The sequence below is a fragment of the Streptomyces marianii genome (assembly GCF_005795905.1).
GTDB lineage: Bacteria > Actinomycetota > Actinomycetes > Streptomycetales > Streptomycetaceae > Streptomyces > Streptomyces marianii.
The window spans coordinates 93,535-106,223 of record NZ_VAWE01000002.1 but is presented as its reverse complement, the minus strand read 5'-3'; the positions used below and the strand labels follow the sequence as shown (position 1 = coordinate 106,223).

The window sequence follows — 12,689 nt, the reverse complement described above, 5'->3', positions numbered from 1 at the left end:
GCTTTCGGCCGCCGAGCTCGGCGGCCTGAAGGAGAGATCCCCTCCTGGCTGCCACTCACCATGTCGAGGGCATCGGCCTGGACGAGGCGCTCGACGGCGGGCTGCCTGGGGTATCGAGCACCGTCCTCCTTCCGCGCTAGGCCAAGCGGGCAGGACTCTCGTCTAGGAGGCATCCCTCACCACGACAACTCGGTTCCCCTTCTGTTGACGCTCCTCCTCCTCTTTGGTGATCTTGTGCGCTTGCCCGCGATTCACCTCGCGGCCATGCGCTGCGAGCCAATCAACCACCGCCGGGGTATTCGTCGTCCCGAGGACCGTCATCGCGTAGCGGACCGCAGCGGCGTTCGACTTCAGCGCCTTGATGGCCGCCTCGTGCTCGACGCCCGCCGTGTCGGAGCGGTCCTCTTCCACATTCGTGTCAAGTACAGGCTCGACTGCCGGTGACGCATCCACCGGATTCGAAGTCACGGCCTCTGCGTGCCCCTCTGTTCCACTGGCGTTCGCGCCGTCACCGTATTCGATCACTGCCCGCTCCTCCGGCTCGGGAGCTTCGAGCTGTGTAGCGGGCGCTCCGACCGCCCGCTGCACCGGCCCGTCTTCTCCAGTGCCTTGGGCGGATGGTGTGGGTGCCGTCGTCTCCTGCCCCTCCCCACGGACTGTCCGCTGGATACCCCGAGTGGGCGGACCGACTCGCTCGGGCCTCTCCTCCATCGCGGTCTCCCCCACTCCTGGTGAACCGGCGCCAGCGCCCGAGTGATGCGACCAACGGACCGCTTGCTGCGTCTGAGTGACCACTTCCCCGTCGCCCGTGCCGTGTGCCTCCACATCAACGTTGCGCTCGCACCTGGTTGTGTCGACGGGTTCCTGCTCATTCATGCCCTTCCGGCTCTCCAGATCCAGGGTCTGCGAGCGCGTCCGGGCAGGAACTCCCTCGAGGGGGAGGCCGTAGCGGGCAATCCGCAAGGGCAGCAGATCCTCGACAGGCGCCTTCCAGCGCCAACCTCGGCCGTAGCGGCCTCGCAGCCGGGCTTGGTAGACCAATCGCTGCTGCTCACCACGGATGACCTCGTCGTACTTCCGGATCTCCCAGAGCATCATCCGACGCCAGAGCCGGAACGTCGGCAGTGGGGCCAGGAGCCACCGCCAGAGACGCACGCTCTCCATCTGTCGGCCCACCGTGATCGCCGCCAGCCGTCCGACGGCATGCCTGGCAGCTTCGACGGTCACCACGAAGAGGACCGGGATGACCGCGTGCATACCTACGCCCACTGGGTCCGGCCAGGCCGCAGCCGCATTGAACCCAATCGTTGCCGCAGTGAGCAGCCACGCCGCTTGGCGCAGCATCGGGAACGGGATGCGCAGCCACGTGAGGAGGAGATCGAGGGCGAGCAGCACAGCAATGCCGGCGTCGACGCCAACGGGAAGGACAACGGCGAAAGCGCCGAACCCCTTTTCGATCGCTAGGTCCCGCACTGCCGCGTACGAGCCCACGAAGCCGATCCCCGCAATCACCACCGCTCCCGCAATCACCACAACGACCAGCCAGCGCTGAGTTCGGTTCAGACGGATAGGCCCTGCGCTGCGCTCCACTTCCCACTCCCTCTGGTCTAGATGCGGAGAGCGTGCCGTGATCCACCTGTGGACAGAGTCCGCGCCAGCGCCTGGGCTCCACCTCTGCCGCCAGGGTGTGACTGTTCACGAAACGTGGGCTGTCCGCGGCGGTCACCGAACTGCGCTGGAGGCCTTCCGACAGTCAGATCCCCTTAGTCCTGCCAGCCACCTGCCGGGCCGGCTCCTTGTTGGTCACCACTTCCAACTCATTGCGGGCTGCGCTTGAGCAGTGGCACACATCTCAACTCAGGGAGAAATGAGGATGAAGTAACTTACATCCATTGACAGTTGGATCACGCATTATGCCGCTTTCGTCAACCTTCCAGGTTTCATGGAACGCACCTCGCAGGCTGGCTGCCAGCCCTGAGGGAACCCCTCCAACAAGGTAAATGAATGGCAAAAAGGGCCTCTGACCTGCCGTTTCACAAATGCACTACCGGGAACACAAGGGGGAACACAGGGGGGGACACAGGGACACAGCCGCCCAATGAGGCGTTCCGGTGGCCGCCGCTCCCAGCGAGCGCCGCAGTCCCCTCAGTGCGCCATCGCCCGGCATGCGGGAATGAATCCTGCTCAACAACAGAACAGCCAGGGCGGTCGACGTTGCCTCCATCGCGAGAAACAGGGACTCGCTTGAGTGCTCTTCCGTGCGTCCCGGCTGGGGGGACACCACCCCTCTGCTAGCGTGTCCTCGCCATCCCACAGACCGGGTGGCAGCCGGGTGCCCACCTAGGCGACTCGGCGCCAAAGCGACCAGCCGTAGAGCGACCAGGACGCACAGGAGAGTAGCCCCTCTCCCGTAAGACCCGCTCCATCCGGCACCCACCGCAATATGGGGGTAGCTGCGGCGCCAGCTGACGCGGGCGCTCGGTAGCCAGGTAGCATCTCGCCAAGAAGTAAGCAGGTACACGATCCACATGCCTCGCGATCTCGCCTCTCAACAGACACAGGGTCTGGTCCCCTCCCCCGCAAGCGAAGAGCCCTTCGTTCCCTCCACGTTCCGGGCCGAACCAGCGACCACACCTGCTCTGACGGTTCCCTCACACGTTGCCGACGCTGTGAGGGAACTGGTCACTGAACTCCCGGAGCCGCTGAAGACGGCTGTCCTTGCCGCCCTTAACACGCCTGACGGCGTGAAGATCACCATGGGTAACGCAAAGGGCGGAGTGATGAAGACGACCCTGTCCGTCTACATCGCACTGATCCTGGCACTCACGGGGGAGCCGGTTCTCCTCGTAGACGCCGACGACACAAACAAGACGTGCCTCAAGTGGCAGGCGGCTGCCGGCGAAGACTGGCCGCCCCTTGTAACCGTGGTCGGCTACACGGGATCCGCCATGGCCAAGCAGGTAACCGACCTCATGGCGAGGGGCTTTAAGCACCTCATCATCGACGTTGGGCCTACGGACAAGGGGGTACTCAAGACGGCCTGGATGCTGACCAAGCGTGGGATCGTGCCCACGCAACAGCACGTTGGCGACGTGGTTCAGCTGACCACGACGTTTGACCTTCTGGAGGAAATGGGCGAGCGCATCGACCTGTCGGTCATGCTCGCGAAGTCGTTCCCCAAGCGCAGTAGCTACACCAACGCCCGTGACTACATTCAGGGTCTGATTCAAGGCGAGAGCGCCGACCACCCTGACGGCCTGCCCACGGTCGAGCTCCTGGAAGGGACCATCCCTCTACTCGAAGGCATCGCCGACACCTGGGGATCCATTCCGGACGACTTCGGTTACTTCGGGTCTGTGCTCGCGGAAGTTCTCGGTGTTCCCGCCCCGGTCATCGCGGAGCGCGAAGCTGCCTGGCAGCACGAAGCACTGGGGGCTCGGTAATGTCCGAACCTAAAGGCAAGGGAAGGACACCTACCCCTCGCAAGAGGACAGCCAAGGCCAGCGCAGCATTCGGCCGCCTGAACCAGTTGTCGGCTTCTGGTGCCCTTTCGAAGATCAACAGCGAGAGCTCCTCGCCCGAAGCAGAAGCTTCCACAAGCGGCCCTGGCAGTACTCCGAGGGCTGACGGGGCGGCCGCTGCTAGTAGCCCCACCGAGACTTCCCCCACCTCAAGGTCCGCAGCTGCAGATGAGTCAGCTGCAGCGCCTGCGCCTGAACACACGGAGAAGCCTGGCGCAGCAGCTGAGCCCCTGGCACAGCCGGCGGCCTCACAGCCGTCCACAGCCCCCACCACCCCCCCTGCCACTTCGCTCTCCAGTTCGACTAGCGGCGGCGGAAACAGCATCGTCGGTCCGGGATCAGTGGCGGAGGCAGCATTCATTCCTCCGCAAGAAGGTGATCACGCAGCCCAGCAGACTTCTGGGTCTCCTCTGCTGCTGACTACGGCCTCTGAGACCCGCAGCGCCAGCACGTCATCCTCTGCGCAGGAGGCGACAGCCCCCGCTGGCGAGATGACCCTTCGCCGGACAGCTGGGCCCGCCTTTCCCGCGTCCAGCGGCTACGCCGAGAGCAAGATGCTCGATGCCCTTCCGCCTCAACTTGAGCAGAAGGTGCAGGGGCTACCAGTGGCCTACTACGAACTCGCCAAGAGCTACCGCCTGGCCCAGGCCACTCGAACCGGCAACAAGAACGCGAAGCGCAACATCCGCCTTCATGACGACGTCGCCACTGCGGTGAATCGTCAGATGGTGAAGGACAAGCGGATGCTGGGGCTTCGAAACCTCAAGCCCAGCCACTACCTCGATGCTGCCATCACCCTGGTCCGCGACGTGCCGGTCGCCGACCTCATCAAGGCCGCGGACGACTTCCGCGACCAGCACCTGGGTGAGGAGGGGGGATCCGCCTCGGCGAACCACTACAGCATCAGCACGACGAATGACGTGTGGCTCGACGACATGATGGACGAGCTCCTCCTGGCGAAGACCACAGGACTGCACGGTCACATGATCAACGTAATCGTGCAGTCATTCCTCGGACAGCTGCAGGCCGAAGCGCCAGCCTGATCCGAGGTCTGGAGGGGTGCGAACCAAACTGGTTCGCACCCCTTCTTCACACCCCGGTTTCACAATTGCACAACCTGGGACACGTGGCGGGACACGCGGCGGGACACAGGGACACGCGACAGCAATAGGCGTAGGGGTCCGTCCGGCCTGGTCGGGTCGTTCCCTTCGGCGGCGCACCGTTGGCTTCGATCGCCACCGTTTCGACCACCAAACTGCACGACCCTCGTGCACTTGGACGCATGAGATGCTTAGCTGTTGCCCCCTCGGCTGCCCATCCGACACCTTCGTTTCCGAGTGAAGGATGCCTCCCCACCTGCGTCTTTGCTCGACTGCAGGGCCATCCGCCGGCTGATGGTGCGGCAGCACCCACGACACGCTGACATACCTGGGTTTGCATCAAGAATGCGCGAGGGTCGTATGATTCGCAGCGCGACACGATAGCCTCGTGCTCACCACAGCTCTGTTCGGAGGGAGTTCCAGTGCCGCCTCGCAGGTCAGCCGTGCGACGAAACGGAACGGTGTCTCAGCGCACCGTGTCCGAGTGGTCGGGTGTCGGGGCGGGAACTCTCAAGAACCTGGCACGCATCGGGCTTCTGCCAGAGGCCGACCAGCTCCGTCCTCACGACGTTGTGCTGGCGCAGGTCGCGGCAGCACTCGGCGCGACGAGGTCCACGAACAGGGATACGCAGCAGGGCGAGCGCACGACCGCAGCGTTCCAGCGTGACTGGGACGCCGTCCGGATAGTGATGGAACTTCTGGTCGCGGCGTCCGAGCCTGGAGGAGGAAACAAGATCCACCCCCGCACGCGGCTCGTAGCCTTTCCGGAGTCTGTCGCCCTTGCCCACCAGGACTACCAGCTGCTGCAGCTCAGTGAAGAAGCTCTCGCGCAGGACTGGCCGTACCACGTTCTGCCAATCGGGGCTTGGCACGCCAAGTTGCAGCAACGGCTGGCTGCCGAGTTCGACGAAGGAGTCGCCAAGGACGCCGCATAAAGAGAACGGCACCCACCGACTGCCGCAAACAGGGTGGGTGCCGAACCGAAAAGGCTAGGTAGCCTCTCTCGCCATCCTCCAGGTTACCAGCCGCTAGCCGAGTCGTCTCCGCTGACAGGAGCCTCGGCTAGACGTGTCCGTTGTCATGCCCATCGAAACTGGTAACCATGATCCACTTGCGTTCTGCGGGTCCGTCGAGCGTGGGGTCCGCAACCCTACGCTCGGTCAAGCCCCCAGTGGCCTGTCTGCGCACCGGCTACCCACCCTCAGGCGGCGTTGCCTCACTCGCGCGTCGACGGTTGCGATTCCTGTCCCGAGTTCTCGCGACTCACGGCAGCCACTCGGTCCTCGAAGCCATGCCCCGTAACGGGCGTTCCTGGCCCGCCCAGTAGGCGTTGGTCACCGCAGCGCCGGTATGGAGGCCCCCGCGGCTCCATCGCCTGTCCAGTACCTGAACATGGCGTCCTCCACAACCAATAGGTCGTGGCTGGCCTGCAGGATCAGCAGACCAGCGACGATGGGTGTTTCCCTTTTCTCCTCAACTGCGCCGGATCGTAGCCGCCAGCCGAGGGGCTGATCTTCTGCTCCCCACACTGCTGGTCATCCTCGGCTCAAGCCCCAGCCAGCAGCCCAACCTGCGCCCTCCCGCGCATCGGTCTCTATCCACAAGCCGACTCTTGCAGGTTGGCCGACATGCGAAGAGTCCAGACCTACCAGTCCTTCACCGCTCGCACTACTTGGAGGGAGTGTTGCCGAGCCGAGTAGCCAGCTGAGTTCCGGTGTCGCCGCGTCCGTCTCTCGTGCTTTCCCTAGCCAGACGGGCCGCGGTGCCGGTGTCCCCTTCCCACCTCGATTATGGAGCAGATCATCGCTGTCCGTACGAGGGCTGGCTCAGTCATGCCGAAAACGGCTGATAGGGCAGCTCGTTCCAAGCGTTCTGGTACGTCCTGGCCGCGCGGTGCGCGCCCGGGCGAGGTTGTTGAGCTGGCGGGTCCGGTCCCGGAGTCGGGGCCGGGTGATCCGTTGGTGCTGAACCGGGTGATGCGTGCCCGGCTGCACGCCGCAGTGCGGTGTCTCCTTGCGGACCGGTCCCTTGACGGTGCGTCCGATGCGGTGCGTCTGGCGGCGGTGGTGCTGCTGGCGAAGGCGCCGGCGCGCAGCGCCGTGCTGCGGTTGCGAGCGGGGGAGATGGGGCGGTGGCTCGGGGTGACCGAGTCGTACGTCGACCACACGGTGCTGCCCGACATGCGCGAAGCCGGTGTGGTGGAGACGGATCCGTGGACGGAGGAGTCCGGCCGGGTGGCGGGGCTGGAGTGGAAGCTGCTTCCGCTGCTCGCGGCGCGGGAGAGCGGTGATCCGATGCACCCGCTGGCCCTGGCTCGTAAGGACCTGGCGACGCTGTTGCGGTTCTGCGAGGCGTTGTTCGCGCCGGGTTGGGCGCCGAAGGACGGCCCGGTGACGCCGCCCGGGCTGCTGGCGGCACGGCGGGGGAGGGGCGCGGCGACGGACCGGCTGGCGCTGCTGCTCCTGGCGCTGCAGACCCGTCCGAACGGGCGGGTGCGCTTGGTGGGCGGTTCGGTGAAGGAGGGCCGCGGGCGCGCGGATGCCACGGTCGCGAAGGCGCTGGGCTGTTCGGTGTCCGGCGGTGGGAAGGTCGTCGACCGGCTGGAGCGTCTGCGGCTGGTCGAGGTGGTGCGCGGGACGACGGAGGACGGCCAGTTCGGCAAGGCGCGGCTGGTGGTTCCGGCGATCGCGGCGGCGTTCGGGCGCGGCTGGGCGCCGAGGGTGGTGGTCGAGGACGGTGGCGAGGAGCCGGAGGGGCGTTGCTCGTGCGTGTGCGCCTCGGCGGACGGCGAGGACGAGGTGGTCTCGGGTGAGGTGCTGGTGCTGTCGGGGGAGGGTTGGCGGCAGGAGTCGTTCGACGATGTCGAGCCCGGGGAAGTCCAGCGCCCCGCTGCTGCACTCGGGGATCTTGGTGCCGGTCAGCAGTCCGACGGCCCGGTAATCAGCGGGGAAGAGGCCCCGGAGGCGGGGTCGGGGACCGGTGTGGTGGAGCGCCCTGCTGGTGCACCCCTCCACGCCGACCACCCGCAGGTGGTGTCTCTCGGTGGTTCTCTCTCGCTTGATGGTGGGTTTTCCGGCGAAGCCGATCGGGGGTGCGGTGGTCTGCCGAGAGGCGCGTACGCCCGCGAGGACGGCCAGGAGCAGACTGAGGTGCCCGATAGTGCCGCCGAGCGGGGGCTGGGCGGCCCGCTGCGCGGGGAACAGCATCCGGATCTTGCAGGTGAGTGGGGGCGGTCGGCCGAGTGCGGCCCGGTGAAGGCTCGCGTCCAGCAGCTGGGAGCGCCGGTGTTCGTCCGGCCCGCGGCCCTGCCGGCGGGTCTGGAGTCGGTGCTTGCTCCGGTGCGGGGCGTGTGGGAGCGGATCGTGCGTCCGGCGGCCCGGCGGCATGTGGCTGCGGCGGTGCGGGTCCAGCTCGGTGTGGTGCGCGGGATCGTCGGGCCGGAGGATGCCGAGCAGGTCCTCGCCGAGCGTCTTGAGCGGCGGCTCGATCAGCAGATGGGCCGGACGGTGACCGATCCCGTCGGCTGGATCCTGGGCCGGGGCCTGATCCAACGGGCGTGGTGCTGGTCGCAGCTGTGCGACGAGGGCCGGCGGATGGACACCGGCGGGGACTGCCCCAGCTGCCAGGCGCTGATCGGTGACCGGCGCGCACTGCGCGCCCGTATCGCGGCGGAGACGTCCCGGGAGCTGGCCGGCGCCCAGCCGCAGGTGCTGCAGGCCGAGATCGAGAAGCGGCTCAACGCCGTGGTGGCGTCGGAGGCCGCGGCCCAGGCCGTGCGGCGGGAGCAGGTGCTGGCCCAGCAGGAGGCCCGCGCCCGGGCCATCGAGGAACGCCGCGCCCAGTACGCGGCGGCCGAGCAGGCGCGCCTGGCGGCGCCGTGCGCGGACTGCGGGCTCCCGGACGCGGCCGGCCTGTGCATGTCATGCACCCAGCGCCGGTCGGTGGAGCAGCTGGTGGCCGAGGCGGTCGACCTCGCGGTCATGGCCCGGGCCGACCTCAGCGACGCGGCCGCCGTCGCCGAGACGACGGCCCGGTGCACGCAGGACACCCGAGCGCTGCTGGAGCAGCACCTGGAGAAGCTGCGCGCCGAGGGCCTGGCCGACATCGAGCTGCTGTTCGCTGTGCGGGAGACGGCCGAGAAGCTCCGCGACCGGCGGCGCGAGAGCCTGAGCGGGCGGCTGATGCGCTCGGAGCGGGCCCAGGCGGAGGCGGACTTGGCGTACGACGCCAAGATGCGTTCGGCGCACCGGTTCCCGAACCGGGTAATGGCGCAGGAGGCCGCCGAGCGGTGCGCGGACGAGGCCCTGCAGCGGGCGGTGGAGTTCCTGTTCGCCGAGCGGTGCCGACAGTTGCGCATCGTGCGGGGTGAGCAGCCTCCGCGGGCGGCGGCGACCGACTGGCCGCGGCGCTGCGCCGAGCTCGCCGACCAGAACCCTGCCGAGGACGGCGGCGAGCACACCGGCGCCTTCGCGCGGGAGGCGGTGAACGCGGCATGACCACCGTCCTCGCGTCCGGTCCGAGCATGCCTCGCCCCGCCGCGCTCCGCAGGCTTCGCGCCGACGCCGTCACCCCTCGGCGGTCTGAAGCGCGGGCAGATGGCGTCCCCGCTGCGAGCTCGGGCGCCACGATGAGCGCCGCCACCCGCGCCCGACCAGCGGTGCCGACGCTGGAGATCCCGCTTCGCGGCCCGCTGGCAAGAGCAGGGACCGAGCGGGCCCGGCGCCGCGGTGAGCCGGAGGCCCAGACGGCTGTAACCGCGGCGGCCCGGAGATATACGCAGGCCCTGCCGGCGCAGCGACTCGACCAGGCCCGCGCTCAGCCGCCGGACCCGTGCCGGGGTGCGGCCGGAGCGGACCGGGCCGGGGACGCGGCCCGGCCGTTGGAGGGCGAGCCCCTTCCGGCGCTGGTCCGTTCCGTCGCGGCCCGGGAGGCGGTGAGACCGGCGTGAGCAACGGACTCGAGCTGGCCCTGCGGTGCGCGGGGGAGGGGTGGTGGGTTCATCCGCTCACGCCCGGATCGAAGCACCCGGCCGGTAACTGCCGCCGGTGCCGGCCACCCACGCCCGGCGGCACGCCGCCTTGCGGGTTTCCCGACCTGGGCGGTGACGGGTGCGGCTGCCTGGCGGCGGGGCGGTACTGCCACGGGGTGCGGGCCGCGACGACCGATCCGGACCTGATCCGCCGCTGGTGGCGTGGCCGCGACTTCGCCGTCGGCGTGGCCACCGGACCGTCCGGTCTCCTGGTCGTCGACCTGGACGACCACCACCACCCGCTGCCCGAGCGCGAGTTGGTGCTGCCCGGCGTCGACCTGTCCGCCGTCCCGGAGGCCGACCGGGTACGCACCGGGGTGGACGTGCTGGAGCTGCTGTGCCGGATCCGGCGGACCGAGAGCCTGCTGCACGCCCCGCCGACGCTGACGGTGCGCACCCCGGGCGGCGGGATCCACCTCTGGTACCAGACCGGCGGAGCACCCTTCGTCCAGGGCGCGGGCCGGCTCGGCTGGCAGATCGACGTGCGGGCCGGCTGGTCCACCGCACTCGCGCCCACCACCCGCACCCGATCCGGCTGCTACCAGATCACCGGCCCCGCAACGCAGCCCGCCCGTCTGCCGCGCTGGCTCACCATCGAGCTGGCCCGCGTCGGCCTGCGCGCCCGCGGATCCGACCCGCCGCCGGCCCGGATCCGCCTCCCCCGCCCCGCGGGCCGGCACCGGCCGCACGACGAGGCCGCGTACGCCGCCGCGGCACTGCGCCGGGAGGCCGCAACCGTGGCCGGCGCCCGCGTCGGCCGCAACGACGCGATCAACCGCGCCGGGTTCCGGCTCGGCCAGCTGGTCGGCGCCGGACTGCTGGAGTTCGACGAGGTCCACCAGGCGCTCACCGAGGCCGCCGCGCTCGCCGGGGTCGACCCCGGCGAAGCCAAGGCCCAGTCCACCCTCCACCGCGCACTGAAGGCGGGCATGCGCTCGCCGCGCACCATCCCGAGCACCGGAGCACGGCCATGACCGACCTGACCACCCGCGTGACGCTCCCGCTCCCAGCCGGCGAACCCCGCCCCGCCCGCCCGGCGCCGCCCGCCGAACCGGATCAGACGGCGGCCGCGGCGGCGGAGGAGCAGCAGGGCACCGGCCGCGGGCCGAAGATGTCACAGGCCGACGTCCTGCTGCACATGGGCATGGACGAGTACGTCCTGGTGCGCTGCGACCAGACTGCCTACGCCGTCCCGGCCGAAGGCCCGCCGATCGCCCGCCCGCTGCGCGCCGCCGGAGGCTTCGGCGGCACCGTGAGCCTGCGCCAACTCCTCAACCGCTCCTACGTCCTGCGCACCGGCCGGGCCCCCTCCCAGGGATGCCTGACGGACGCGATCGCCTCCATGGCCTCCATCGCCGCCGTGGACGCCCCGGACCAGCCGGTCCACCTGCGCATCGCCCCCGACCCCGTCGACAAGCAAGCCACCTGGCTCGACCTCGGCCGCCCGGACGGCCTGAGCGTGTGCATCGAGCCGGGCACCTGGTCGGTCACCACCCCGCCCGTCGGCGAGGGCCCGCTGTGGCGGCGCACCCGGCTGACCGGCGAACTCCCGCTCCCCGAACGCGACCCGGGCGGCTGGCAGGCCGGCCTCGGACAGCTACGCGAGCTGTCCGCGCTGGCCGAACCGTCCTGGCGGATGGCCGTCGCCTGGCTCCTGGCCGGCCTGCGCCCCAACATGCCGCGCCCCATCGCCTACTTCAACGGCGAACGCGGCACCGCGAAGACCACGACCGCACGGCAACTGCTGCGGGTACTCGACGGGATCCGCGCCGAAGTCCGCAACGTCCCCCGCAGCGAAGACGACGGCGCAGTCGCCGCCTCGGCCGGGTGGACCATGGGCCTGGACAACATCGCCGGCATCCCCCAGTGGCTGAGCGACTTCCTGTGCCGCACCGTCACCGGCGCCTCCGTCGCCAAACGCGAGATGTACACCGACGACGACGTCACCTCCTGGGCCTACCAGCGCCCCGTCCTGCTGACCGGCATCGACGTCGGCGCCCTCCAGCCCGACCTCGCCGAACGCCTGCTCCCCTTCACGTTGGAAGCCATCGACTCCAAGGCCCGGCGCAGCGAGCACGACCTGTGGCACCGCTACCAGGCCGCGCACGGAGGCATCCTCGGCGGCCTGCTCGACCTGGCCGCCGAGGTATGGGCGCGCCTGCCCGACGCCGCCGCCCAGCTCGGCCACCGGCCGCGGATGGCCGACTGGGCCGAACTGCTCTGGGCCCTCGACGCGGTCACCGGCTGGGACACCCTGGCCACCTACACCGGCGCCCAGGAGGAGATCACCGACGACGTCCTCGACGCCGACCCGGTCGCCACCGCCCTCACCCGCTGGGCCAGCACCGCCGGCACCACCCAGTGGCAGGCCACCACCGGCCAGATCGACACCACCCTCCGACCACCCGGCCCCCTTCCCGACGCCTGGCCCAAGACCACCGCACTGCTCTCCGCCCGCCTGACCTCCCTCGCCCCCGCACTACGACAACGCGGCATCGACATCCGCAAACTGCCCCGCACCGGCAGCGGTCGAGGCTTCCGCATCACCCTCGAGCGCGCTGCGGACCCGAGTACCTGACCCGCCACCCGCCCGCCTGACGGAACCAGGACCCCACACCGCCCGCCCCGCCGTCACCACCCCGACGCGCGGGCCACACGCATGCCCGGACCCCCGCCGGGAGGCCAGCCCTGGAGGGCAGCAGGCCCCCTCTCTCCGTCGGTCAGCACCGCAGAACCCGCCCGAGGAGACGCACCCCCACTGCCGGCCGCGCCGCGGCGGTCCAGTCCCCGCCGCGCCCCGGAGGCGGTGACGCAGGAATGACGCTGCTCGTGACGCACCCTGCCCGGCCCATTGGAGCTTTGACCTACGTGTTTCTGCCGTCCGCCGTGCGGAGTGACGCTGATGACGCTCTCGTACCCCATCTCACTGAAGGAGGGAAAGAAGAGGAAGAGGCAGGTTCGGAGACATGGAGCGGCGGAGCGTCATCAGCGTCCGCCGCCCACCTGGCCGACAGAGAAACCCCACGTCAAAGCGGCAGC

General features: G+C 69.5%; 7 protein-coding genes. 6 read left to right on the top strand and 1 reads right to left on the bottom strand.

The genetic code is table 11. From position 1 onward, the window contains the following. Nucleotides 1-162 precede the first annotated feature (162 nt). A complete protein-coding gene (locus FEF34_RS38330) occupies nucleotides 163-1,590 on the bottom strand; it encodes a DUF2637 domain-containing protein (RefSeq protein ID WP_234043315.1) in 1,428 nt (475 codons plus the stop codon). 938 nt (nucleotides 1,591-2,528) lie between these two features. On the opposite strand from FEF34_RS38330, the gene FEF34_RS38325 reads away from it, so the two are divergent. The 6 genes from FEF34_RS38325 to FEF34_RS38300 all read left to right on the top strand — a co-directional run bounded on the left by FEF34_RS38325 (nucleotide 2,529) and on the right by FEF34_RS38300 (nucleotide 12,228). After that, on the top strand, nucleotides 2,529-3,443 hold the full coding sequence (locus FEF34_RS38325; protein WP_138058070.1) for an AAA family ATPase: 915 nt from the start codon (nucleotides 2,529-2,531) through the stop codon (nucleotides 3,441-3,443). A gap of 683 nt (nucleotides 3,444-4,126) precedes the next feature. Further along, the gene (locus tag FEF34_RS38320) at nucleotides 4,127-4,564 is read left to right on the top strand and encodes a hypothetical protein (protein WP_138058069.1); all 438 of its coding nucleotides are present in this window, start codon (nucleotides 4,127-4,129) and stop codon (nucleotides 4,562-4,564) included. Between the two features lie 518 nt (nucleotides 4,565-5,082). Next, a complete protein-coding gene (locus FEF34_RS38315) occupies nucleotides 5,083-5,556 on the top strand; it encodes a hypothetical protein (protein WP_138058068.1) in 474 nt (157 codons plus the stop codon). 1,113 nt (nucleotides 5,557-6,669) lie between these two features. Further along, nucleotides 6,670-9,117: a hypothetical protein gene (locus FEF34_RS38310; protein WP_138058067.1), complete on the top strand. Its 2,448-nt coding sequence runs from the start codon at nucleotides 6,670-6,672 to the stop codon at nucleotides 9,115-9,117. A 334-nt stretch (nucleotides 9,118-9,451) separates the two neighbouring features. Then, nucleotides 9,452-10,624: a bifunctional DNA primase/polymerase gene (locus tag FEF34_RS38305; protein ID WP_325063676.1), complete on the top strand. Its 1,173-nt coding sequence runs from the start codon at nucleotides 9,452-9,454 to the stop codon at nucleotides 10,622-10,624. After that, on the top strand, nucleotides 10,621-12,228 hold the full coding sequence (locus FEF34_RS38300) for a hypothetical protein (RefSeq protein ID WP_138058065.1): 1,608 nt from the start codon (nucleotides 10,621-10,623) through the stop codon (nucleotides 12,226-12,228). Before FEF34_RS38305 ends, FEF34_RS38300 begins: the two co-directional genes overlap by 4 nt. Nucleotides 12,229-12,689 lie beyond the last annotated feature (461 nt).

What these genes read in the sequence shown, in the direction of transcription:
- FEF34_RS38325 (WP_138058070.1), top strand. Translation starts at nt 2,529, where the DNA reads ATGCCTCGCGATCTCGCCTCTCAACAGACACAGGGTCTGGTCCCCTCC.
- FEF34_RS38300 (WP_138058065.1), top strand. Translation starts at nt 10,621, where the DNA reads ATGACCGACCTGACCACCCGCGTGACGCTCCCGCTCCCAGCCGGCGAA.